Source organism: Actinomadura meyerae, from assembly GCF_900188445.1.
Classification (GTDB): Bacteria; Actinomycetota; Actinomycetes; order Streptosporangiales; family Streptosporangiaceae; genus Spirillospora; species Spirillospora meyerae.
In genome coordinates, this window is the sequence record NZ_FZOR01000001.1 from 251,933 (window position 1) to 275,789 (window position 23,857).

The 23,857-nt window shown below is 73.5% G+C and carries 20 protein-coding genes; 14 read left to right on the forward strand and 6 right to left on the reverse strand.

What is annotated here, in order from left to right; all coding sequences use genetic code 11:
* Positions 1-64 precede the first annotated feature (64 nt).
* The 5 genes from CHF16_RS01155 to CHF16_RS01175 all read left to right on the forward strand — a co-directional run bounded on the left by CHF16_RS01155 (position 65) and on the right by CHF16_RS01175 (position 7,155).
* The gene (locus tag CHF16_RS01155; protein WP_245868122.1) at positions 65-889 is read left to right on the forward strand and encodes a transporter substrate-binding domain-containing protein; all 825 of its coding nucleotides are present in this window, start codon (positions 65-67) and stop codon (positions 887-889) included.
* Positions 886-1,716, forward strand: a complete 831-nt coding sequence (locus tag CHF16_RS01160; protein WP_245868124.1) for an amino acid ABC transporter permease — start codon at positions 886-888, stop codon at positions 1,714-1,716. The genes CHF16_RS01155 and CHF16_RS01160 overlap by 4 nt, the downstream gene beginning before the upstream one ends.
* Positions 1,713-2,525 carry an amino acid ABC transporter ATP-binding protein gene (locus CHF16_RS01165; protein WP_089323970.1) on the forward strand — a complete coding sequence of 271 codons (813 nt, stop codon included), beginning with the start codon at positions 1,713-1,715 and terminating at the stop codon, positions 2,523-2,525. Before CHF16_RS01160 ends, CHF16_RS01165 begins: the two co-directional genes overlap by 4 nt.
* A 150-nt stretch (positions 2,526-2,675) precedes the next feature.
* Entirely contained in the window at positions 2,676-4,037 is a 1,362-nt protein-coding gene (locus CHF16_RS01170; RefSeq protein WP_089323971.1) for a glutamine synthetase family protein, read from the forward strand.
* A 46-nt stretch (positions 4,038-4,083) separates the two neighbouring features.
* A complete protein-coding gene (locus CHF16_RS01175) occupies positions 4,084-7,155 on the forward strand; it encodes a bifunctional [glutamine synthetase] adenylyltransferase/[glutamine synthetase]-adenylyl-L-tyrosine phosphorylase (RefSeq protein WP_089323972.1) in 3,072 nt (1,023 codons plus the stop codon).
* 52 nt (positions 7,156-7,207) lie between these two features.
* Here the strand turns inward: CHF16_RS01175 and CHF16_RS01180 are convergent, their stop codons facing one another.
* On the reverse strand, positions 7,208-8,089 hold the full coding sequence (locus CHF16_RS01180) for a phosphatase PAP2 family protein (RefSeq protein ID WP_245868126.1): 882 nt from the start codon (positions 8,087-8,089) through the stop codon (positions 7,208-7,210).
* Between the two features lie 295 nt (positions 8,090-8,384).
* Between CHF16_RS01180 and CHF16_RS01190 the strand changes: the two genes are divergently transcribed.
* On the forward strand, positions 8,385-9,980 hold the full coding sequence (locus CHF16_RS01190; RefSeq protein ID WP_143227842.1) for an alpha/beta hydrolase: 1,596 nt from the start codon (positions 8,385-8,387) through the stop codon (positions 9,978-9,980).
* Positions 9,981-9,998: 18 nt separating this feature from the next.
* Here CHF16_RS01190 and CHF16_RS01195 read toward each other — a convergent pair whose 3' ends face one another.
* Positions 9,999-10,391: an OsmC family protein gene (locus CHF16_RS01195; RefSeq protein WP_089323975.1), complete on the reverse strand. Its 393-nt coding sequence runs from the start codon at positions 10,389-10,391 to the stop codon at positions 9,999-10,001.
* A 155-nt stretch (positions 10,392-10,546) separates the two neighbouring features.
* Between CHF16_RS01195 and CHF16_RS01200 the strand changes: the two genes are divergently transcribed.
* Positions 10,547-11,374 (forward strand): alpha/beta fold hydrolase, encoded by an 828-nt coding sequence (locus CHF16_RS01200; RefSeq protein ID WP_089323976.1) that lies wholly within the window; start codon positions 10,547-10,549, stop codon positions 11,372-11,374.
* Positions 11,375-11,441: 67 nt separating this feature from the next.
* Here the strand turns inward: CHF16_RS01200 and CHF16_RS01205 are convergent, their stop codons facing one another.
* Positions 11,442-13,580, reverse strand: coding sequence for a DEAD/DEAH box helicase (locus tag CHF16_RS01205; protein WP_089323977.1), 2,139 nt, complete (start codon positions 13,578-13,580; stop codon positions 11,442-11,444).
* Positions 13,577-15,352, reverse strand: coding sequence for an SNF2-related protein (locus tag CHF16_RS01210; protein ID WP_143227843.1), 1,776 nt, complete (start codon positions 15,350-15,352; stop codon positions 13,577-13,579). Before CHF16_RS01210 ends, CHF16_RS01205 begins: the two co-directional genes overlap by 4 nt.
* Before the next feature lie 162 nt (positions 15,353-15,514).
* On the opposite strand from CHF16_RS01210, the gene CHF16_RS01215 reads away from it, so the two are divergent.
* The 4 genes from CHF16_RS01215 to CHF16_RS01230 all read left to right on the forward strand — a co-directional run bounded on the left by CHF16_RS01215 (position 15,515) and on the right by CHF16_RS01230 (position 18,857).
* Positions 15,515-16,750: a helix-turn-helix domain-containing protein gene (locus CHF16_RS01215; RefSeq protein ID WP_089323979.1), complete on the forward strand. Its 1,236-nt coding sequence runs from the start codon at positions 15,515-15,517 to the stop codon at positions 16,748-16,750.
* Positions 16,751-16,806: 56 nt separating this feature from the next.
* Positions 16,807-17,088, forward strand: coding sequence for a hypothetical protein (locus CHF16_RS01220; RefSeq protein ID WP_089323980.1), 282 nt, complete (start codon positions 16,807-16,809; stop codon positions 17,086-17,088).
* Positions 17,089-17,218: 130 nt separating this feature from the next.
* Positions 17,219-18,460: a helix-turn-helix domain-containing protein gene (locus tag CHF16_RS01225; RefSeq protein ID WP_089323981.1), complete on the forward strand. Its 1,242-nt coding sequence runs from the start codon at positions 17,219-17,221 to the stop codon at positions 18,458-18,460.
* Positions 18,461-18,566: 106 nt separating this feature from the next.
* A complete protein-coding gene (locus tag CHF16_RS01230; protein WP_089323982.1) occupies positions 18,567-18,857 on the forward strand; it encodes a hypothetical protein in 291 nt (96 codons plus the stop codon).
* Between the two features lie 298 nt (positions 18,858-19,155).
* Here the strand turns inward: CHF16_RS01230 and CHF16_RS01240 are convergent, their stop codons facing one another.
* On the reverse strand, positions 19,156-20,292 hold the full coding sequence (locus tag CHF16_RS01240) for a Fic family protein (protein WP_089323984.1): 1,137 nt from the start codon (positions 20,290-20,292) through the stop codon (positions 19,156-19,158).
* A 31-nt stretch (positions 20,293-20,323) separates the two neighbouring features.
* Positions 20,324-20,977 carry a TetR/AcrR family transcriptional regulator gene (locus CHF16_RS01245; RefSeq protein WP_218826492.1) on the reverse strand — a complete coding sequence of 218 codons (654 nt, stop codon included), beginning with the start codon at positions 20,975-20,977 and terminating at the stop codon, positions 20,324-20,326.
* Between the two features lie 103 nt (positions 20,978-21,080).
* On the opposite strand from CHF16_RS01245, the gene CHF16_RS01250 reads away from it, so the two are divergent.
* Genes CHF16_RS01250 through CHF16_RS01260 form a run of 3 tightly spaced genes read left to right on the forward strand, consistent with a single transcriptional unit; the run spans position 21,081 to position 23,845 of the window.
* Positions 21,081-22,226 (forward strand): acyl-CoA dehydrogenase family protein, encoded by a 1,146-nt coding sequence (locus CHF16_RS01250; protein WP_089323986.1) that lies wholly within the window; start codon positions 21,081-21,083, stop codon positions 22,224-22,226.
* A gap of 41 nt (positions 22,227-22,267) precedes the next feature.
* Positions 22,268-23,014 carry an SDR family NAD(P)-dependent oxidoreductase gene (locus CHF16_RS01255; RefSeq protein ID WP_089323987.1) on the forward strand — a complete coding sequence of 249 codons (747 nt, stop codon included), beginning with the start codon at positions 22,268-22,270 and terminating at the stop codon, positions 23,012-23,014.
* Positions 23,015-23,032: 18 nt separating this feature from the next.
* Positions 23,033-23,845: an enoyl-CoA hydratase/isomerase family protein gene (locus CHF16_RS01260; protein ID WP_089323988.1), complete on the forward strand. Its 813-nt coding sequence runs from the start codon at positions 23,033-23,035 to the stop codon at positions 23,843-23,845.
* Positions 23,846-23,857: the final 12 nt, after the last annotated feature.

A 23,857-nucleotide genomic window follows, 5' to 3' on the forward strand; every position in this document is an offset into this window, starting at 1 on the left:
TGCGGCCCGCCGCCCCGGCGTGCGATAGTTCGGTGATCGGCAACATGCTCATACAGGAGGAAAAGTGTCCAGAGGGACCGTGCGATGGGCACTGGGGGCGGGCGTGGCGGCGCTGATGCTGGCGACGTCGGCGTGCGGGGGCGACGAGGGCGCCACCGTGCAGGGCGTGGCGCTCATCGAGAAGGGCGCGCTGACCTCGTGCACCCACCTGCCGTACCCGCCGTTCCAGTCGGAGGACAAGGCGACCGGCAAGGTGGTCGGCTTCGACGTCGACCTGATCGACCTCGTCGCCAAGAAGCTCGGCGTCACGCAGAAGGTCGTCGACACTCCGTTCGAGACGATGCGGACGGGCGCGGCGCTGAACGCCGGCAAGTGCGACATCCAGATGGGCGGCATGACCATCAAGCCCGAGCGGGTGAAGTTCATGGACGTCTCCGCCCCGTACTTCGACGCGACGCAGTCGCTGATGGCGAAGAAGGGCAGCGGCGTCGCCTCGCTCGACGACGTCAAGGCCAAGAAGCTGAAGCTGGGCTCCCAGGCCGGCACCACCGGCGAGGACTTCGTCAAGGGCAAGGGCTTCGACCCGCGCTCGTTCGACAACTCCAACGCCGAGCTGAACGGGCTGCGCACCGGCCAGGTCGACGTGATCGTGCAGGACGACCCGGTCGTCAAGGGCTGGCTGAAGGACCCGGCGAACTCCGGCTACGAGATCGTCGCGAACCTGAACACCGGCGAGCAGTACGGCTTCTGGATGCGCAAGGGGAAGAACCCCGAGCTGGTGAAGATCACCAATGAGGTGATCGCGCAGGCCAAGGCGGACGGCACCTACAAGCGGATCTACGAGAAGTGGATCGGCCCGATGCCCGCGGGCGCCGGCGGCGGATCGTGACCGCGGAGCCGGTCGAGGCGGCGGTGCCCGGCGGGCTGTCCCGCCGGCGCCGCCGGCAGCTCTCCCTCGGCGGGCAGTACGGGCTCTTCGCCGCCGTCGTGGTCGCGGTCCTGCTGCTGGCCGACTGGGGCACGCTGCGGCTGAACTTCGCCAACTGGGACGTCGCGAAGAGCCTGTTCCCCGACATCATCACGGTCGGGCTGCGCAACACCGCCGTCTACACGGCGGTCGGTTTCGGCATCGGCCTCGGCGGCGGGCTGGTCGTGGCGCTGATGCGGCTGTCGTCGGTCGCGCCCTACCGCTGGTTCGCCACCGCCTACATCGAGGTCTTCCGCGGCCTGCCGCTGCTGCTGATCTTCATCTTCGTGGGCGTCGGCGTGCCGCTGGCCTTCCCCGGCACGAACATCCCGGGCGGCGCCGCCGGGCAGGCGGGGCTCGCACTCGGGCTCGCCGCCACCGCCTACATGGCCGAGACGATCCGGGCGGGGATCGAGGCCGTGCCGAAGGGGCAGATGGAGGCGGCGCGCTCGCTCGGCATGTCGCACGCCCGCGCGATGCGGTCGGTCATCATCCCGCAGGCGTTCCGGATCATCATCCCGCCGCTGACGAACGAGCTGGTGCTGCTCTGCAAGGACTCCTCGCTGGTGCTGTTCCTCGGCATCACGCTGGAGCAGCGGGAGCTCACCAAGTTCGGCCGCGACCTCGCGGGCGAGCAGGGCAACACGACCCCGATCATCGTGGCCGGGATCTGCTATCTGATCATCACGATCCCGCTGAGCCTGCTGGCCCGGCGGCTGGAGGCGCGGCAGCGCAGGGGGCAGCGATGACGGGCCTGGGGAAGGGCACCGGCAAGGGCCTCGGAAAGGGCACCGGCGGCGGGGCCATCGAGATCACCGGGCTGCGCAAGGCGTTCGGGGCGAACGAGGTGCTGCGCGGCATCGACTTCCACGTCGAGCCGGGCGAGGTCGTGTGCGTGATCGGCCCGTCCGGGTCGGGCAAGTCGACGCTGCTGCGCTGCGTCAACCTGCTGGAGGAGCCGTCCGCAGGGACGATCCGGGTCGCCGGCGCCGACGTCACCGGCCCGGAGGTGGACATCGACGCCGTCCGCCGCCGCATCGGCATGGTGTTCCAGTCCTTCAACCTGTTCCCGCACCTGACGGCCCTGGGCAACGTGGTGATCGCGCAGCGGAAGGTGCTGCGGCGGGGCAAGGCGGAGGCCGAGCGGATCGCCCGGGAGAACCTGGAGCGGGTCGGGCTGTCCGACAAGGTCGACGCGTACCCGGCGCAGTTGTCGGGCGGGCAGCAGCAGCGCGTGGCGATCGCCCGCGCGCTGGCGATGGGCCCGGAGGTGATGCTGTTCGACGAGCCGACGTCCGCGCTGGACCCGGAGCTCGTCGGCGACGTCCTCGGCGTCATGCGGGGCCTGGCGGAGGCGGGGATGACGATGCTCGTCGTCACCCACGAGATGTCCTTCGCCCGGGAGGTCGCCGACCGGGTGGTGTTCATGGACGGCGGCGTGGTCGTCGAGGAGGGCCCGCCGCAGCGGGTCATCGCCGACCCGTCGCACGAGCGCACCAGGGCGTTCCTGTCCCGCGTCCTCGATCCGGCGGCCGCGCGGATCGGGGAGGGAGATTAGTCGGATATGTTCCGGTCAGTGGGAATGGTCCGGTGTAACGTCGCGGTAACAGCCGGCGGGCATACTGCGAGGTAGCCGGACCGTCTCTCACGGCCGGCATGCGTTGCCCGGCCCCATGTCGGCGGCGGGGCAGTACCGAGGGAGAAGGCTTTGGACCGTCAGCAGGAGTTCGTGCTCCGCACGCTGGAGGAGCGCGACATCCGCTTCATCCGGCTGTGGTTCACCGACGTGCTCGGGTTCCTCAAGTCGGTGGCCGTCGCCCCCGCCGAACTGGAGGGCGCCTTCGGCGAGGGCATCGGCTTCGACGGGTCGGCGATCGAGGGCTTCGCGCGGGTGTACGAGGCCGACATGATCGCCAAGCCGGACCCGTCCACGTTCCAGGTGCTGCCCTGGCGCTCGGAGTCGCCCGGCGTCGGGCGGATGTTCTGCGACATCCTCATGCCGGACGGGACGCCGAGCTTCGCCGACCCCCGCTACGTGCTGAAGCGGGCGCTGTCGCGGGCCGCCGACCTCGGGTTCACCTTCTACACCCATCCCGAGATCGAGTTCTTCCTGCTCAACGACAAGCCCGAGGACGGCAGGGAGCCCGAGCCCGCCGACTCCGGCGGCTACTTCGACCACACCCCGCACAGCGCCGCGCACGACTTCCGGCGCAACGCGATCATGATGCTGGAGGCCATGGGCATCTCGGTGGAGTACAGCCACCACGAGGGCGCCCCCGGCCAGCAGGAGATCGACCTCCGGTACGCCGACGCGCTCACCACCGCCGACAACATCATGACGTTCCGGCTGGTGATGAAGGAGGTCGCGCTGGAGCAGGGCGTCCACGCGTCCTTCATGCCGAAGCCGTTCACCGAGCACCCCGGCTCCGGGATGCACACCCACATGTCGCTGTTCGAGGGCGACCGCAACGCCTTCTACGAGCCGGGCGCGGAGTTCAAGCTGTCCAAGGTCGGGCGGGCGTTCATCGCCGGGCTGCTGCGCCACTCCGCGGAGATCACCGCGGTGTGCAACCAGTGGGTCAACTCCTACAAGCGGCTGTGGGGCAACGTCGGCTCGGCCGCCGGCGCCGGGGGAGAGGCCCCGTCCTACATCTGCTGGGGGCACAACAACCGGTCGGCGCTCGTCCGCGTGCCGATGTACAAGCCGCACAAGGGCCACTCGACGCGGATCGAGTTCCGGTCGCTGGACACGGCCGCGAACCCCTACCTGGCGTTCGCGGCGATCCTCGGCGCCGGGCTGAAGGGCATCGAGGAGGGCTACGAGCTGCCGCCGGGCGCCGAGGACGACGTCTGGGCGCTGACGGTCGCCGAGCGGCGCGCCCTCGGCATCGAGCCGCTGCCGCAGAACCTCGACGAGGCGATCCACGCGATGGAGCGCAGCGAGCTGCTCGCCGACGTGCTCGGCGAGCACGTGTTCGACTTCTTCCTGCGCAACAAGCGGCAGGAGTGGGAGGACTACCGCCGCCAGGTGACCGAGTTCGAGCGCAAGCGGCTGCTGGCGGTGCTCTGACCGCCTCCGGTCCTTAGATACCGCCATATACCGCCATTCAACGGACATGAGCGAGTCCCGTGCGACGCCCGACCGGATTACGGTTGTCCCTGTGACCGAGTCCCGCACTCCCGAACGCCGCTCCTCCACCCTCGCCGGACGCCTCGCACGGCTCGGCTTCACCGACGCGGCGCGGGCCGAGTGGCTGCTGCGGGACGCCGAGCGCGGCGCCGGGCCGCCGCCCGGCACGGATCTGCTGGACGCCCTCGGCGGCACCGCCGACCCCGACCTCGCCCTGGACGGGCTGCTGCGCCTGTACGCGGCCGCCGACGAGCAGGGCGAGGGCACCGAGCTGCGCGCGGCCCTGGCCGCCGAGCCGGGGACGCGCGACCGGCTCACCGCCGTGCTCGGCGTGAGCGCCGCCCTCGGCGACCACCTGGCCCGGCACCCCGGCCACTGGCGGGTGCTGCGGGAGAGCTGGGCACCGCCCGCCGCCGGTCCCCGGGACGAGCTGCTGGCCGCGGTCGGCGCCGATCCGGCCGACGCGGAGCCCGTGGCGCGGGCCGACGACGCGCTCGTCGCGCTGCGCGTGGCCTACCGCCGGCGGCTGCTCGCGCTCGCCGGCCGCGACCTCATCGGCGCGGCCGACGTCGCCGCGGTCGCCGCCGAGCTGGCCGACCTCGCCGCCGCCGCGCTGGAGGCGGGCCTCGCGGTCGCGCGCGCCTCCGTCCCCGAGTACGGGACGTGCCGGCTCGCCGTGATCGGCATGGGCAAGTGCGGGGCCCGGGAGCTGAACTACGTCAGCGACGTCGACGTCGTGTTCGTCGCCGAGGCGCGCGACGAGCACGACGAGGACGCCGCGCTGCGCACCGCGACGCGGCTCGCGTCGGCGATGATGCGGGCCTGCTCGGCCAGCACCGAGGAGGGCGCGCTCTGGGAGGTGGACGCGGCGCTGCGGCCCGAGGGCAAGGCGGGCCCGCTGGTCCGCACCCTCGCCAGCCACCGCGCCTACTACGAGCGGTGGGCCAAGACCTGGGAGTTCCAGGCGCTGCTGAAGGCCCGGCCCGTCGCGGGCGACGCCGAGCTCGGCGCCCGCTACCTCGACATGATCACCCCCGTGGTGTGGCGGGCCGCGGAGGGCGAGAGCTTCGTCGAGGACGTGCAGGCCATGCGGCACCGCGTCGAGACCGAGCTGAACCGGCGCACCGCCGAGGCCGAGCGGCAGCTCAAGCTCGGGCCGGGCGGCCTGCGCGACGTCGAGTTCTCGGTGCAGCTGCTCCAGCTCGTGCACGGCCGCGCCGACGAGGCGCTGCGCGCCCGCGCGACCCTCGACGCGCTCGCCGCGCTGTCGCAGGGCGGCTACGTCGGGCGCGACGACGCGGCGGCGCTGGCCTCGGCGTACCGGTTCCTGCGGCGGGTGGAGCACCTCGTCCAGCTGCACCGGCTGCGCCGGACCCACCTCGTCCCCGACGACGCCGACGGGCTGCGCCGCCTCGGCCGCGCCCTCGGCCTGCGCACCGACCCGGTGGGGGAGTTCACCGCGCTGTGGCGGCGGCACGCCCGCGAGGTCCGCCGCATCCACGAGAAGCTGTTCTACCGGCCGCTGCTGCGCGCGGTGGCGCGGCTGCCCGGGGAGGAGGCCCGGCTCACGCCCGAGGCCGCCCGGACCCGGCTGGAGGCGCTCGGCTACGCCGACCCGGCGGGCGCGCTGCGGCACATCGAGGCGCTGACCGCGGGCGTGTCGCGGCGCGCCGCGATCCAGCGGACGCTGCTGCCGGTGATGCTCGGCTGGTTCGCCGACGCGCCCGATCCGGACGCGGGCCTGCTCGGGTTCCGGCAGGTCAGCGACGCGCTCGGCACGACGCCCTGGTACCTGCGGCTGCTGCGCGACGAGGTGACCGTCGCCGAGCGGATGGCGTGGGTGCTCGGCTCCAGCCGCTACGCCACCGACCTGCTGCTGCGCGCCCCCGAGGCGGTCGCGCTGCTCGGCGGCGACGAGGACGACCTGCGCCCGCGCCCCGGCCCGGCACTGTCCGCCGAGGCCCTCGCCGCCGCGCGGCGGCACGCCGAGGGCGGCCGGCCGGCCGAGGAGGCGGTGGGCGTGGTGCGCGGGCTGCGCCGCCGGGAGCTGTTCCGGGTCGCGGTCGCCGACCTGCTCGGCCTGGTCGACGTGCGGACGGTCGGGGACGCCCTCACCGGCATCGCCACCGCCACGATCGAGGCGGCGCTGCACACCGCCGTGCACAAGATCGAGCTGGAGTCGCGGGGGCCGCTGCCGACCCGCCTCGCCATCGTCGCGATGGGCCGGTTCGGCGGGCACGAGCTCGGCTACGGCAGCGACGCCGACGTGATGTTCGTGCACGAGCCGCTGCCCGGCGCGGACGAGGCCGCCGCCGGGCGCGCCGCGCACGCCGTCGCCGAGGAGCTGCGCCGGCTGCTCGCGCTGCCCGCTCCCGACCCGCCGCTGGTGATCGACCCGAACCTGCGGCCGGAGGGCCGGCAGGGGCCGCTGGTGCGCACGCTCGCGTCCTATGCCGCCTACTACGCCCGCTGGTCGGAGCCGTGGGAGGCGCAGGCGCTGCTGCGCGCCGACCCGATGATCGGCGATCCGGAGCTGCGCGAGCGGTTCCGCGCGCTGATCGACCCGGTCCGCTGGCCGGAGGGCGGCATCAGCGACGACGCCGTCCGGCAGATCCGCCGGCTGAAGGCGCGGATGGAGTCCGAGCGGCTGCCGCGCGGCGTCGAGCGGCGGCTGCACACCAAGCTCGGGCCGGGCGGCCTCGCCGACGTGGAGTGGGTCGCGCAGCTCCTCCAGCTCCAGCACGCCCACGAGGTCCCGGGGCTGCGCACCACCCGGACGCTGGACGCGCTGGACGCCGCCGTCGAGGCCCGGCTCCTGGACGCGGGCGACGCGGAGGTCCTGGCGGAGTCGTGGTGCCTGGCGACCCGCATCCGGGGGGCGCTCATGCTGGTGCGGGGCCGCGCGTCCGACCTGCTGCCGACCGACCACCACAAGGAGCGCAGCGCCGTCACCCGCGTCCTCGGCTACCCGGGCACGGGAGACCTGCTGGAGGACTACCGGCGCTGCACCCGCCGCGCTCGCGCCGTCGTCGACCGTGTGTTCTACGGAGCGGACTGAAAGCGGAGGCGTACTACGGGGGAAGGCCCTACTACTCCGGTAGTAGGGCCTCTCAGGGGCGGCTCGCCCGGCAGGGGGCGGCTCGGCCCGCCCCGGAGCCGCGCGAGGCGCCCCGGCCGGTCCGCTGCGCGAGCTTGTGCGTGATCCGGGCCCGCGCCACGAGGAGCGGGACGGGGCAGCGCGTATAGAGCAGCCATGACACCCAGAGCGCGCCGCCGATCAGCGCCATCCCCGCCACCGCGTCCAGGACGTAGTGGTTGGCGGTGGACAGGATCACGAACACCGTCGTCGCGGGGTACAGCGCGCCGAGGATCTTCGCCCACGGCCGGGACGCCAGCCTGACCAGGATGAACCCGCACCACAGCGCCCAGCCGGCGTGCATCGACGGCATCGCCGCGTACTGGTTGGTCAGGCTTCCCGACGCGTCGCTGGCGTACAGGCCGAGCGAGTGCAGCGCGGTCACCGGGTCGACGAAGCCCTCGCTGTGCAGGAACCTCGGCGGGGCGAGCGGGTAGAGCCAGAACCCGATCAGCGCCACCCCGGTGGCGACCATGATGGAGGTGCGGAGCCACCGGTAGTGCTGCGGCCGGTAGCGGTACAGCCAGACGACGACGCCGAGCGTCACGATGAAGTGCATCGTGGCGTAGAAGATGTTGGCCGTCCGCGCCAGCCACGGCACCGCCAGCAGCGTGTGGTTGAGGTGCAGCTCGACGTCCAGCCCCAGCCGGCGTTCCAGGCGCAGGATCTCCTCCGCGTGGGCGAACGCCGGGCCCGTGCCGTCCTGAACCAGGACGATGCGCGTCAGCGTATAGCCGGTATAGAAGAGGACGACCAGCAGAAGCTCACGCCACACCGGAGGCGCGGTGAGCACCCGGTGCCGCATCCTTGCGGCGGCCTGGCCTCTGCGGGCTGCTGGGGGGGCGGATTGAGCCATGTTACCTATCTTTGCCTCAGGGCCCCCTCAAAGAGATCACCGCATTGAATGGTCTTCATCTCAGCCTTGAGTAGTACGACCCGGATGCGGTATCCGGACTTTCGGGGGAGGGCCCTCGGGGACGCCGGGCGAACGCCCCGCGTGCTCCCCCCATGCGCGTGGAGCCTATGGAGTTGATCAGGAGTCAGCATAGGAGGCCCTGGGTAGGTCATGACCGCCCCCCACGTCGCGAACGGGGGGATGAATGGCCAGGTTCCGGGGCATTCCCGGCATTGCACTGGTGTCGGCCGCGGGAGTGGCCGCTTCCGGACTGATCTGCTTTCCGGAAACGGCCGGGCACGGGCGCCCGCTGCCCGCCGCGCCCCGCGCCGCGCTCGGCACCGCCCCCATCCCGCCGGCCGGCGCGCCCGCCTCCGCGCCGCCCGCCTCCACGACGCCCGCCTCCATGACGCCCGCCTCCCCGTCCTCCGCGCCGCGCCTGAAGTGGGCGCGCTGCACCGGACTGCCGACTCCGCCGCCCGGCGGCGACCCCCTGCCCGCCGGCATCCGCTGCGCGACGCTCCGGGTGCCGCTCGACCGCACCGGCGCGTCCGGCACGACGATCGGCCTCGCCCTGGTCAAGGTGCCCGCGACCGACCCGCGGCACCGCATCGGCTCGCTGCTGTTCAACTTCGGCGGGCCCGGCGGCTCCGGCGTCGACACCCTCGTCCAGGTCGCCGGCCAGTACGCCGCCCTCCGCACCCGGTACGACCTCGTCGGCTTCGACCCCCGCGGCGTCGGGCGCAGCGCACCCGTCCGGTGCGCGGACGACCGGCGCCTGGACGAGCTCGCCGCCATGGACGACACCCCCGACACCGCCGCCGAGGAGACCGCCTACGCCGACGCCCGCGCCGCCTTCGCCCGAGAGTGCGCGGCCCGCTCCGGCGCCCTGCTGCCGCACGTCGGCACCGCCGACGCCGCCCGCGACATGGAGGCGATCCGCGCCGCGCTCGGCGAGGCGAAGCTGCACTACTTCGGCATCTCCTACGGAACCTGGCTCGGCGCCGCGTACGCCCACCGGTTCCCCGGGGGCGTCGGGCGGGCCGTCCTGGACGGCGCCGTCGACACCGGGCTCGGTACCGCCGACCTGGCCCTCCAGCAGGCCGCCGGGTTCCAGCGGGCCCTCGGCGCCTTCGCCGCCGCCTGCGCCCGCCTCGGCAGCGCGTCGTGCCCGCTCGGCGACGACGGCCCGGAGGTCGCGGAGTCCGTCGGCCGGATCCTCGACGGGCTCGACCGCAAGCCGCTCAGGACGTCGTCCGGCCGCAAGCTCACCCAGAGCCTCGGCACGTCCGGCGTGGCCGCCGCGCTGTACTCCCGGGACGCCTGGCCCTACCTCGCCCAGGGCCTCGCCGACGCGGTGAAGCGCCGCGACGGCTCGCTGCTGCTGATGCTCGCCGACGTCCAGAACGGCCGGGCGCCGAACGGCGCCTACAGCAACATGGCCGCCGCCAACACCGCGATCACCTGCGCCGACACCGCCGAACGCCACACGCCCGCCGACGTCCGGCGGCTGCTGCCGCGGTTCCGCGCCGCCTCACCGGTCTTCGGCCCTTCGATGGCGTGGGGCCTGCTCCAGTGCGCGGGCTGGCCGGTCCGCGGCGACGGCGCGGCCCGGGACGTGTCGGCCCCGTCCGCCGCGCCGATCCTCGTCGTCGGCAACACCGGCGACCCCGCCACCCCGTACGCGTGGGCGCCCGCGCTCGCGCGCGCCCTCGGCGGCCGGGCCGTGCTCCTCACCCTCAAGGGGGAGGGGCACGGCGCCTACGACACCGGGGACGCCTGCCTCCGCGCCGCCGTCCACGCCTACCTCCTGCACGGGCGGACACCGGCCCCGGGCACGACCTGCGGCTGATCCCGCCCGCGCCCGCCGCTAGACGATCTGCTCGACCTTCTTCGGCTCGCGGAGCGCCTCGCCGACCGTGCAGTACCGCGCGTGGACGCGCGCCGCCACGGCCTTCAGGACCTCCTCGGCCTCGTCGTCGCCCTGGGGCAGCTCCACGTCGTAGGTGACCGTGATCGTGCCCAGCGTGCTCGTCGCGACCTTGTCCGCCTGGACGGTCGCGGCGAGCCGCGCCATCCGGTGCCCGCGCTGCGCGGTCAGCGGCTCGACCGTGACCAGCTCGCACCCGCCCAGCGCCGCCAGCAGCAGCTCGACCGGCGTGAACACGCCCTCGGTGTCGCCGTCGCCGATCGCGACCTGCGCGCCCCGCGCGTTCACCGCCCGGAAGCCGTCCTCGGTGCGCTCCACCCTGACCTCGGCCATGGGATCCCCTTTGATCGTCCGATACCCGCCCGGGTGAACACGGGCTCCCGGCGCGTTCTTCCCGTCGGACGTTTCCCGGAAGACCAGGGGGTATCCGGAGGGAAGGCGGCCGGGACCGGGCCGCCGCAGCCACGTCATCATCGATCGGGGGACCGATGGGACACATCAAGACGCGTGACGGCACGGAGATCTACTACAAGGACTGGGGCAGCGGGCGCCCCGTCGTCTTCAGCCACGGCTGGCCGCTGAACGCCGACGCGTGGGACGACCAGATGAAGGCGGTCGCCGACGCCGGCTTCCGCGCCATCGCCCACGACCGCCGCGGCCACGGCCGCTCGTCCCAGCCCTGGGAGGGCTACGACTTCGACACCTTCGCCGACGACCTCAACGACCTGATCGACGCGCTCGGCATCTGGGACGTGACCCTCGTGGCGCACTCGATGGGCGGCGGCGAGCTGGCCCGCTACATCGGCCGGCACGGCACGAGCCGCGTGTCCAAGGCCGTGCTGCTGTCGGCGATCCCGCCCTTGATGATGCGGACGGACGCGAACCCCGAGGGCGTGCCCGCCCAAGCCTTCGAGGACATCAAGAAGGGCATCCTGAATGAGCGGTCGCAATTCTGGAAGGACACGTCCGAGAGCTTCTTCAGCGCCGGCCGGCAGGGGAGCAAGGCGACCCAGGGCAACCGGGACGCGTTCTGGTTCATGGCGATGCAGGAGAGCGTCAAGGCGGGCGTCGACTGCGTCACGGCGTTCGCCGAGACCGACTTCACCGAGGACCTGCGCCGGTTCGACGTCCCGACGCTGATCGTGCACGGCGACGACGACCAGATCGTCCCGATCGACGCCACCGCCCGCAAGTCCGTCGAGATCATCCCCGACGCCACCCTGAAGGTGTACGAGGGCGGCTCGCACGGCATGGCGATGGTCCCGGGCTACAAGGAGCGCCTCAACCGGGACCTCCTGGAGTTCCTGCGCGGCTGACCGCTCACGGCTCGGGGCACGGCGCGGGGGCACGGCGCGGGGCGCGGCTCGCGGCCCGGCGAGGGGGCTAGCCGGTCCCGAGCCGTTCCTGCTCCTCGGCGACGATCTGCCGCGCGAGTGCCTGCTCGGAGACGTCCACCGCGTCCGGCGTCTGCTCGGCGAGATCGCTGCGCCGCGCGTACTCGTCGAACAGCAGGGACTTGGCGCGCAGGATCTCCAGCATCCGCTCGTCCACGCTGCCCGGCGTCAGCAGCCGGTGCACCTGCACGGTGCGCACCTGGCCCATCCGGTGGGCGCGGGCGACCGCCTGCGTCTCCATGGTCGGCTTCACCTGCGGCTCGCAGAGGATGACCACGGAGGCCGCCTGGAGGTTGAGGCCGACCCCGCCCGCCTGGATCTGGGCCAGCAGGACGGCGTGCCCGGGTTCGGCGGTGAACGCGTCCACGATCTCCTGCCGCCGCGCCACCGGGGTGTCGCCCGCGATCGGCCCCCGCGCCTCGGGGCCGAGGGCCTCCCCGACGGTCGCGAGGACGTCCCGGAAGTAGGAGAACACCACGACCTTCAGGTCGTTCTCGGCGGCCTCGGCCACCAGCTCGGTCAGCCGGCCCAGCTTCGCCGACTTCTTCGGGACGGCGTACGCGGCCCTGCGCATCGCCATGAAGTTGCCGTCCGCGACCGCCCGCCGGTAGGCCGCCGCGTCGGCGCGGCTGAACTCCTCCAGCTCGTCCACGTGCACGACCTCGGGCAGCTCCACGAGGACGTCCCGCTGGTTGCGGCGCAGGTACACCGGCGCGACCGCCGACCGGAACGCCCGCGGCCCGAGCGCCGCGTCGCTCGGCCGCACCCGCTCCGCCACCTCGGGCCGCAGGTGCGCGACGAGGCTGCGGAACTCCTCGACGCGGTTCTCCATCGGCGTCCCGGTCAGGAACAGGACGTGCTCCGTCCGCAGGCACCACCGCGCGACGGCCTTCGCGCGCCGGGTCTCGTGGTTCTTGGCGTAGTGGGCCTCGTCGACGACGAACATCCCGATCGGGAGGTCCGCCGGGACGTCGAGGGAGTGCAGGGTGGACAGCGTCGTGACGGCGATGCCGCCGTCCCCGGCCCACTTCTTCAGCGCCGCGGCGCGTCCCGGCCCGTGCAGCGGGTGCGCGGCCAGCGAGCTGCGCGTCTCGATCTCCCGCACCCAGTTGATCAGCACGCTCGCCGGGCACGCCACCAGGAAGTGCGTCGCCCCCCGCGCCCGCAGGTGCGCGATCGCGGCGATCGCCTGGATCGTCTTGCCCAGTCCCATCTCGTCGCCGAGGATCACCCGCCGCTGGACGAGCGCGAACCGGGCCCCGAACGCCTGGTACCCGCGCAGCGACACCCGCCGGTAGGCGTCGTCGAGGGGCTGCGCCTTGACCCGCGCCGCCAGGTCGCGGGGGAGGAAGCCCTCGGCGGCGCCGTGCTCGGGATCCAGCGCCGCCATCTCGGCCAGCAGGGTCTGGTAGTCGGAGGCGCGCAGCTCGAAGTCGATCCACGCCTCGTCGGGGGACGCGGCGGGGCGCAGCAGGTCGACCGACGCCTGCGAGATCAGCAGCCTGGTCTCGCGCGGCGCCTCCGAGCGCAGGGCCTCCGCCAGCTCGCCGACGGCCTGCCGCGCCCGCTCCCGCCGCGCCGGTCCCGCGATGAGCCGCCGCCACCAGGACGCGGCGGGCCGCGCGTCGCGCACCAGCGGCGCGAACCGCTCGTCGACCTGTTCGGCCGCGGCGCGCGCCTTCGGCAGGTCGGGCCCCGCGTTCACCAGCCGGTGCAGCGCGACGACCACGGGCGCCATGGCCTCGTCCCGCCGGTCGACGTCGATCCGGACGCTCACCGACCGCTCCGCCGCCTCCGCCAGGCTCCCCGCCGCCGCGTGCAGCTGCCGCGCGGTCTGCGGCCCGATGCCCGGCAGGAGCTGCAAGCGGTACGGGGTCGCCTCCAGGACGTCCGCGACGCTGCCGAACCCCGCCTCCTCCAGGGGGCCGAGCCGCAGCCGCCCGTCCGTGACGTCCTTCAGCCGCGCCGGCGGGATCTCCCGCAGCTGCTCCTTCGCCGCCTCGGCCCGCAGCGGCGCCAGCGCCGCGTGGACGTCCGCCACGGCCCGCCGGTGGTCGGCGATCAGATCGCGCGCGGCGGCCAGCAGCGACCACCCGTCCCGCAGGACGTCCCTGGCCTCGCCGCTCATCCCACTCCCCACCGCGCCTGCTCGTCCTCGATGATCCGTCCGGGGTCGCCGCCCGCCCGCTCGTCGACGCCCGGCGCCACCAGCCGGTGCACCAGGAGCGGCCCGTCCCGTCCCTGGAGCCGGCCGATCGCGCGGGCCTCCAGCTCGCGGTCCGGCTGCGGCTCGCAGATGATCGCCACGGCCGGGCCCGGCGCGGGCGGCTCCGCGATCGCCGCCGTCGGGACGGCGACCGCGTCCCGGACGGTGCCGAGCACCTCCGGGAAGCCGGACAGCACGACGGTCTCCAGACCCTCCGCCGCGGCCTCCACGACCAGCCGCCGCAGCCTCCTGAGCTTGGCGGACGTCTTCGGGACGGCGTACGCGGCCCGGCGCATGCCGTCAAAGTCGCCGGCCCCGACCGCCCTCCGGTAGGCGGCCCGGTCCGCGCGGCTGAACGCCACGAGCTCATCCACGCGCACGATATCGGGCAGCTCCTTGAGAACGTCACGCTGCTCCCGCCGCAGGTACACCGGCGCGGCCGCCGCCCGGAACGCCCGCGACCCCAGGACCGCGGCCTCCGGACGGGCCGCCGCACCGAGCAGCCCCGCCAGCGTACGGAAGCACTCGGGTCGTTCACGCATCGGCAGCCCGGTGAGGAACAGGGTCTTGCCCGCGCGGCCGACCCACTCGCCGACCGCCCGCGCGCGAGCTGTGCCGGGGTTCTTCACTCGGTCGGCCTCGTCCAGCACGAACGTCCCCACGTAGAGGTCCGGGGGGACGCGCAGACCGGGCAGCGACTCCAGCGGGACGATACCGACGCCCTCGGTGGCGGCCCACGTCTTCACGGCGGCGACCACGCCGGGACCGTGCAGCGGATGCGGCGACAGGCTGCTGCACGCCTCCACGTCGCGGACCCACGAGGGCAGGACGCTCGTGGGGCACGCGACCAGGAAGTGCGTCACGCCGTCCAGTCGCCGATGCGCCATCGCGGCGATCGCCTGGAGCGTCCTCCCGAGCCCCATTCCGTCGCCCAGGATCGCCCGGTGCCGCGCGATCGCGAATCGGGCGCCGAACGCCTGGTAGCCGGCCAGCGGAACGGTCAGGTGCGTCTCATGGAGCACCTGGGCCGCGACCCGCGCCGCCGCCTCACCCGGCAGGAAGCCCTGCGCCGCCTCGCCCCCGTACGCGACCCCGGCCACGTCCGCCAGCACGGCGAGATAGTCGTCCGGGCGCCCCTCGTAGTCGCGCCGCGCCTCCTCGCCGGTGACCTCGGGCGGCTCGACGTCGGCGCGCCGCACGAGGTCGGCCAGCTCGGCGACCGCCCTCCGCCTCCTGCCGTACGGCGGCAGCACGGGCCACCACCGGGCATCGCGCAGCAGCCACGGAACGCGCTCCACGGCGGCTTCGACATGCGCGAGGTCGACGTGCACCAGCCAGTGCAGTGTGATCAGCAGCGGTTCGAGCTCGGGCCGGGTGAGGTCGATATCGCGGTCGGCCGCCCGCCCCGCCGCCTCCGCGAGCCGCTTCGCCGCGCCGTGCAGCCGCGCCGCCGTCGCGGGTCCGATGCCCCGCAGCAGCCGGAGCCCCTCGGGCGTCGACGCCAGGACGTCGGCCACCGTGACGAACTCCGCCCCGTGCACCGGCGCCGACCGGAAGGGCCCGTCCGCGACCTGCTTCAGTTCCGTGACCGGCACGGACCGCAACCGCTCCCGCGCCGCCTCCCGCCGCAGCACCGCGACGGCCACCATCACCTCGGCCCGCTTGACCGGATGCTCGCACACCAGTCTGCGCACGGTCCCCAGCAGCGCTCTCGCGTCCCGCCGGATATTCCTGGCATTGACCCTCATCCCGCCCTCCGCGCCCATAATGCCAGCGCCCACCCACAGAACCCCCTGGGAAGCACCGCCCTCCACGCCTAGCCTGGAAGCGTCGCGACTCGGAGGAAGGGCAGGGCCTTGAGCGAGCGGAACGTCGACCCGGCGGACCCCGATCTCACCGTGGGCCGGCGCATCCGGTACTACCGGGAGCGGCGCGGGATGTCACGCGAGGTCCTGGGCGGCCTGATCGGCCGGAACGCGCGGTGGGTCAAGGCGGTCGAGCGGGGCGAGATCGGCCAGCCCAAGCTGCCGACGCTGCTCAACCTCGCCGAGGCCCTCAAACTGCGGGACGTCGGCAAGCTGACCGGCGGCGAGCCGCTCCCGGTGAGCATGTTCCGCGGCCCGGGCCACCCGGCGCTCAACGACGTCCGGGACGCGATCAACGCCGTGGCGGTGGCGATGACCGGCCCGCCGAGCCCGCTGGACCACCTGCAGGCGCGCCTCGACGCGGCATGGCGGGCCCGGCACGCCTCCCCAGACCACCGCACCGTGCTCGGCGGGCTCCTCCCCGAACTCATCCGCGACGCCAAACAGGCCGTGCGCGGGTACGAGGGCGCGGAGCGGCGGCGCGCCCTGTCGCTGCTGGCGCGGATCTACAATCTCGCGCAGTTCTACGTGGCGTACCAGCCGTCCGCCGACCTGCTGTGGCGCATCGTCGAGCGCAGCATCATGGCCGCCGAGGAGTCCGAGGATCCCAAGGCGTTCGGCGGCGCCGTGTGGCTGGCCGCGCAGGCGCACCGGGACGCGGGCGACTTCGACGCGGCGGAAGCCGTCAACCGCGAGGGGCTCGACCTCCTCAGGCCCCATGTGGAGGACGCGGACGCCGAGCTGCGGGCGATGTGGGGCGCCCTCCACCACGAGGTCGCCTACACCGCCGCGCGGGCAGGGCAGGCGGGGACCGCGTGGCGCTGGTGGGACCGGGCCGACCGGATCGCGCAGACGCTCCCGCCGTCCCACTACGACCCGATGACCTCGTTCTCGCGCGTCATCATGGGCGCCCATGCGGTGACGATCGCCGTCGAGCTGAGGCAGGCGGGGGAGGCGCGCAAGCAGGCCCGCAAGGCCGAGGCGTCCGCGATCCCGTCCCAGCCCCGGCGCGGTCGCCACCTGATCGAGGCGGCGCGGGCCTGGCGGCTCTCGGGCGACGACGCCGCGACGCTCGGCATGCTCGACCACGCCTACATCGCCGCGCCGGAGACCGTCCGCTACAACGGGTACGCGCGCCGCATGACCGTCGAACTGGCCAAGGATGGCCCGACCGCAATGCGGCGGGATGCCCGAGATCTGGCAGGTCGGATCGGTCTTCTCGTCTGACGCAGGGACAGAAACTCTGTCCGTCCGGGCGTAACGTCACGGAGAGTCTTGCCTCCATGACGTACTACATCCAACGGGTGCGCCCGAACCGTGAACCACTCAGGATCTACGCGTGGGACGTGTGGGGGCGGGACGTGGGGCGGGCCGGGGTGACCGACGACCGCAACAGGGCGATCCGGCACGTCCACGAGGCGTTGCGCGAGCTGGAGAGCCGCGCCGCCGGCAAGGTGCGGCATGTCGCCCTGGCCCCCGACGGCACCACCGCCTACGTCGACCTCCGCACGGTCGGCGAAGCCTGGCGCGACGCCACCGGCACCATCATCTGGCGCGCCGAGTGACCCCCGAGACTGTCTGATCCCTCATCCCGCCCTCTGCGCTCATAATGCCGGCGCCCACCCACAGAACCCCCTGGGAAGCGCCGCCCTCCACGCCTAGCCTGGAAGGGGCGACACGAGAGGAACGCGGCCGATGCTGGACGACCTCGCGGGAAGGCGCACAGGGGAGCGCATCCGCATCCTCCGCGAGCGCAAGGGGCTCACGCGGCCGACCCTCGCCGGGCTCGTCGGCAGGTCCGCGTCCTGGCTCAAGGGGATCGAAACCGGCCGCCGGCTCCCGCCCCGGCTGCCGACCCTCGTCAGGCTCGCCGAGGCGCTCGGCACCGGCGACGTGGCGCTGCTCGCGGGCACCGACATGGACCTCGGCGACGCGGCGGCGATCCCGGTCGCGTCGTTCTCCCGCATCCCGCTCGCGGCGATACCCCCGATCCGCGAGGCCGTCCGCGACCCCCTGCTCGCCGTCCCCGAGACCCGGGTGGACGTCCCCGGGCTCGCGGCGCGCGTCTCCCAGGCATGGCGACTGTGGCACGGCTCGCCCACCCACCGGACCGATGTGGGGCGCGTCCTCCCCGCCCTCGTGCGGGACGCGCGTGCCACCGCCCGGACGGCCGAAGGCGACGACCGCCGAGCGGCCAACGCCGTCCTGGCCGACCTCTACGCGCTCGTCCAGCACGAACTGGTCTGGGCGGCCGAACCCGAACTGATCTGGGTGGTGGCCGACCGCGGCGTGGCCGCCGCCCACACCGCGGACCGGCCGGTCGCCCTTGCCGGAGCCGCCTGGACGCAGGCGATCGTCCAGCGCTCCGCGGGCGACGTGGAGGGCGCGCTGACCCTCGTCAATGAAGCGGCGGCCCTCCTCGAACCCCGCCTGGAGGGCGGCCCGGTGGAGTTGCAGGCGATGTACGGCGCGCTCCTGCTGCACGCCGCCACCTCGAACGCCCGTGATGGGCGCGAAGGCGAGGCCCTCCGCCACCTTGACGAGGCGCAGGCGGTGGCGGAGCGGCTCCCGCCCGGCTACCACCACCCGTGGACGCAGTTCGGCTCCTCGAACGTGGCCGTCCACGCCGTGTCCGTGCGAGCCGACCTGTCGAAGTCGGCGGCCGCCCGCGACCACGCGCGGCAGATCGACCCCGACACCGTCCCGAGCAGGGAACGCCGCGCCCGCCTCATGGTGGAGACGGCCCGCACCTACCACCGGCGCCGCGACTACTCCGCCGCCCTCGACTGGTTGGAGCGCGCCTACCCCGTCTGCAACGACTCGGTGCACTACTCACCCCAGGCCCGGCAAATGGCCGCCGACGCCGTCGACCACGGGGGCCCGATGATCGACCGCCGCGCCCGGACGTTCGCCCGCCTCCTGGGGCTGCCCGCCTGAGGGCAACGCGCGCCCTCCCAGAGGGGCGCGAACCGCGCCCCTCTGGGAGCAGGCGCGCACCGCACCTCCCGCACCGCGTCACCGGCCGCATGCTCTCCGTGACGCAGTGACCACGATCAGGGAGGGCAAGTTGCGCACGCCGAAGACCACCGAACCACTCAGGATCTACGCGTGGGACGTGTGGGGGCGGGACGTGGGGCGGGCCGGGGTGACCGACGACCGCAACAGGGCGATCCGGCACGTCCACGAGGCGTTGCGCGAGCTGGAGAGCCGCGCCGCCGGCAAGGTGCGGCATGTCGCCCTGGCCCCCGACGGCACCACCTCCTACGTCGATCTCCGCACGGTCGGCGAAGCCTGGCGCGACGCCACCGGCACCATCATCTGGCGCGCCGAGTGACCCCCGAGACCCACCTCGACCGCCTCGGCGAGGACCTCCGACTCGCGGGCTGGAGCACGGTACGGCGCTATGACCGGCCGCTGCCGCTCCTGCGGGTGTTCTCACCCGCGCTCCCCGAAGTGGGGGAGAGCGTCTGGGTGAAGCCGGGCGTGGGCGGCGTGCCGTGGTTCATCGCCTCCACCGGCGACCCGCTGTCGCCATGCCACGACCTGCTCGGGGCGCGCATTGAGGTCTCGGCGCGCCTGGCACCTTTCACAGCCGTGGCTCCCGCCGGCCTTGTGGGCGGTTCGGACGACTCTCAGGCGGCGTACGGGTCGGTGAGGCTCATGGGGGTGCGTGCGATCTGCAGGGCGTCCTCGGGGAAGCGCGGACCCGCGGTGTAATAGCGGGCCCGGGTGCGGCCGACGGACGTGAGGATCTCGGCGGCCACGAGGTCGCGTAGGTCGCGCTGGGCCTGTTGAAGGCTGAGACCCTCGGCATGCTCGTAGCGGAGGCGGCGGACCCGGCCGGTCATGGCGACGTCGTGCAGGGCGCTGGTGATCCGCTCGTCCCGGCCGGTCTCCCGGACGAACGCGGCGAGGACCTCCCACACCCGTCCGGCTCGGGCGAGGCGGCCCTGAACGCTCTGCGCCTGCTGGTGGTACGCGGTGAGGTTGAAGCGGACCCAGCTCGAGACGTCCTGGTCGGGGATGTACCGCGCACCGCGGGCGGCCAGCTCGCGGTAGTACTCCCAGGTGTTGCCGGGTCGCCCCAGCCATGCCTCGATCGAGGAGAACTCCGGAGCGAGGACGCCCTCCCGCGCGATCATCAGCGTTTGCAGCGAGCGGGACATGCGGCCGTTGCCGTCCGCCCAGGGATGGATCGACACCAGATGCAGGTGCGCCATCGCGGCGCGGATCAGCGGATGCGCGTCATGGTCCGCATTGAGCCAGTCGATCAGTTCGTCCATGAGCGCGGGAACGTCGCCCGCGTCCGGGGCGGTGTACGCGGCGATGCTGGAGTCGCGGGCATCGGTGACGTAGACCGGCCCCTGGCGCCACTGGCCGGAGGGCTTGCGAGAGGTGTGGCGGTGTCCCTGGAGCATCCAGTGCAGGGCGTTGAGGAGGCCCTTGCTATAGGCGAAATCTTCCACGTCGTGGAGGCTCTGGATGTAGGTCATCATGCGTTGATAGGCGAGGGTCTCCTCCCGGTCCTCCTCTGAGACCTCGACGTCACGCTCGCCTTCCATCAAGTCTTCGACGTCGACCGTGGCGACCTTGAAGCCCTCGATGGAGTTGGACGCCGCCACGGCGTCGGCGGTGAGGAACTTCCGCAACCCCCGCGTCCACTTCGAGGGGGCGTTGCGCACCTGATGGCGCAGTGCACGGCGCATCTCCTCGATCTCACCGAGCACTTTGTCGTCCGCGCCCGTGAGGTCAGGGGTCGGGTAGAGCATGCCACGATGATACTGTGACGCAATCACAGCGTCAAAGCGTCGTATCGGGGTTCGGCGTGTGGCCGACGAGCATCAGGAGGGTCTCGGTCAGCTCGTCGATGGCGGCGGCGCGGGCGGGTTCGGGGAGGTGGGTGCACCAGGTGGGGGCCTGGCTCATGGCGGCGTGCATGCACTGGAGCGTGGTGCCGATGCCGGTCACGGTGAACTCGCCGGAGCGGACGCCCTCCTCGATGACCGACCGGAAGATCTCGTTGTGGCGGCGGCGCAGGGCCTTGATGCGGGCGGCCGTGTCGGCGGGCCAGTCGCGGGGGACGAGGAAGAGCCGCAGCCCGGCCGGGTACTCGCGGACGGCGATGCTGATGTGCTCGTGCAGCAGGGCGCGCAGTCGCTCGGCGGGGGTCCCGGTCCGGGCGGCGGGGAGCCGCTCCAGGCGGTCGGTCCAGTCGTTGCCGAGCGACTCGATCGCGGCGGTCCCGAGCTCGTCCTTGCTGCGGAAGTAGTAGTAGAGGGAGCCCTTCGTGACGTCCAGCCGTTCGGCGACGTCCTCCAGGCTGACCGCGTCGAAGCCGCGCTCGCCGAACAGCTCGGCGGCGGTCGTGAGGATCTCCTTGGTGCGGCGGCCGCGCCGCCGCTGAACCCGGCCCGAGCCCGGGGTGTCCGCGAGCGCCTGCCTGCCGCTGGTCAACGCCGCCCCTCTCCCGTGAATTGACTCAAGAGTAGCAATTTGACTCTGGGGCCAACTATTGACCCCAGAGTCAAAGTTTGCCACCTTGGTCGGCGGAGGGCTCATGGACTTCGCGTTCACCACCGACCAGGAGGCGTACCGGCAGGAGGTGCGGCGGTTCGCCGCCCGCGCGCTGGCGCCGCACTACCAGGCCGGCGACCGGACCGGGCGGCTGCGGGACGGCCTGGTCGCCGACATGGCGGAGATAGGGCTGACCGGGCTGCGCGTCCCGGAGCGGTACGGCGGGCAGGACGCCGGGGCCGTCGTCGCGGGCATGGCCGCCGAGGAGGTCGGGCGCGCCGACGTGAACGCCACCTACGTGATCGTCCTGACCGCGCTGATCGGCGACATCCTGGTGCGGAACGCGACCGAGGCGCAGTGCGCCGAGTGGCTGCCGCCGATCACCGGCGGGCGGGTCCTGCCCGCCCTGTGCGTGACGGAGCCGGAGCACGGGACGGACGCGGCGAACCTGCGGATGACCGCCCGGCCGGACGGCGACGGGTGGCGGCTGGAGGGGGAGAAGACCTCGATCACCCTCGGCGCGGACGCGCACACGGCGGTCGTCCTGGCGCGCACCGGCGGTCCCGGGCCGCGCGGCGTGAGCGCCTTCTACGTCGAGCTGGACGACCGGTACGTCACGCGGGCGCGGTTCGACGACCTGGGCGGACGGTCGATCGGGCGGGCGTCGCTGCACTTCGACGGGCTGCCGGTCGCGGCCGGGCGGATGGTCGGAGCCCCCGGCGACGGCTTCGTGTCGGTCATGCAGGGGTTCGACTACTCGCGCGCCATCATCGGGCTCGCCTGCCTCGGCGCCGCCGCCGCGTCACTGGAGGAGGCGGTGGCGTGGGCGCAAGAGCGGGAGGCGTTCGGGCAGCCGATCGGGCGCTTCCAGGGCGTCTCCTTCCCGCTCGCCGAGCACGCCGCGTACCTGCGCGGGGCGCGGCACGTCTGCTACGAGGCGCTGTGGCGCAAGGACACCGGGCTCGGCCACGGTGCCGAGGCCGCCATGGCGAAGTTCTGGGCGCCGAAGCTCGCCGCCGACGTCATCCACCAGTGCCTGCTGACGTTCGGGCACACCGCGTACTCCACCGAGAACCCGATCGGGCAGCGGCTGCGGGACGTGATCGGGCTGGAGATCGGCGACGGCACCGCGCAGGCGTCCAAGCTCGTGATCGCGCGGCACCTGCTCGGCCGCGCCTACGCCCCGTGACACCCGGAGTGCGGCGCACTCCCCGACCGTGAGGACCAGCGATGGGAAGACTGCAGGGCAGGACCGCGATCGTGACCGGCGCCGGCCGCGGCATCGGGCGGGCGATCGCGGAGAAGCTCGCCGCCGAGGGCGCCGCGGTCGCGGCCACCGACATCGACGGGGACGCCGCGAAGCAAACCGCCGCCGACCTCGGCGGAGACGCGATCGGGCTCCGCGTGGACGTCACGTCCCGGGAGTCGGTCACCGCGGCGGTCGACGAGGCCGCCTCGCGGCTCGGCCGGATCGACGTGCTCGTCAACAACGCGGGATGGGACGTGGCGGGCCGGTTCGTCGACTCCGACCCCGCCGACTGGGACCGGATCATGGCGGTCAACCTCTACGGCGTCCTGCACGCCTGCCACGCGGTGCTGCCGATCATGGCGGCGCAGAAGTCCGGCGCGGTGGTGAACATCGGGTCGGACGCCGGACGGGTCGGCTCGTCCGGGGAGGCGGTCTACTCCGCCGCCAAGGGCGGGGTGATCGCCTTCACCAAGACGCTCGCCCGCGAGCACGCCCGGCACGGGGTGCGGGTCAACTGCGTGTCCCCCGGCCCCACCGACACCGCGCTGTTCGCCTCCATGGGCGGCGACGACCCCGGGCTGCGCGAGGCGCTCGTCCGGGCGATACCGTTCCGCCGGCTGGCCGAGCCCGCCGACATCGCCGCCGTGGTGGCGTTCCTCGCGTCGGACGAGGCCGGCTACGTGACCGGGCAGACCGTCAGCGTCAGCGGCGGCCTCACCATGAGCTGACCGAGAGGGACGAGACCGATGAAGAAGTACGCGGAGTACGAGCAGCTCCGGTTCGAGCGGCGCCCCAACGGGGTCCTGCTGATCACCATGGACCGGCCCGAGAAGTACAACGCCGCCGACGAGGGCATGCACACCGAGCTGGCGCGCGTGTGGACCGACGTGTCCGCCGACCCGGAGACCAGGGTCGCGGTCGTGACCGGCGCGGGCAAGGCGTTCTCGGCGGGCGGCGACCTCGGCATGGTCGAGCGCATGACCGGCGACCACGAGCGCGTCTCGCACATGCTGGGCGAGATGCGCGACCTCGTCTACAACATCGTCGACTGCGAGAAGCCGGTGGTGTCCGCGATCAACGGGGTCGCCGTCGGCGCCGGGACGGTCGTCGGGCTGATGGCCGACATCTCCATCTGCGCCCGCGACGCCAAGATCGGCGACGGGCACGTCAAGCTCGGCGTCGCCGCCGGCGACCACGCGGCGATCATCTGGCCGCTGCTGGTCGGCATGGCCAAGGCCCGCTACCACCTGCTCACCGGCGAGATGATCGACGGCGCCGAGGCCGAGCGGATCGGGCTCGTCAGCAAGGCCGTCGCGCGCGAGGACGTGCTGCCGGAGGCGCTGCGCGTCGCCGACTCCCTCGCCACCGGCTCGCAGCAGGCGATCCGCTGGACCAAGCGCGCCCTCAACGGCTGGCTGCGCATGGCCGGCCCCATCTTCGAGCAGTCCGCCGCCTACGAGATGCTCGGCTTCCTCGGCCCCGACGTCGTCGAGGGCGCCGCCGCGCTCCGGGAGAAGCGCGCTCCCCGCTTCCCGTCAGCCCCGCCCATGACCACCTGACGCCCCGAGGAG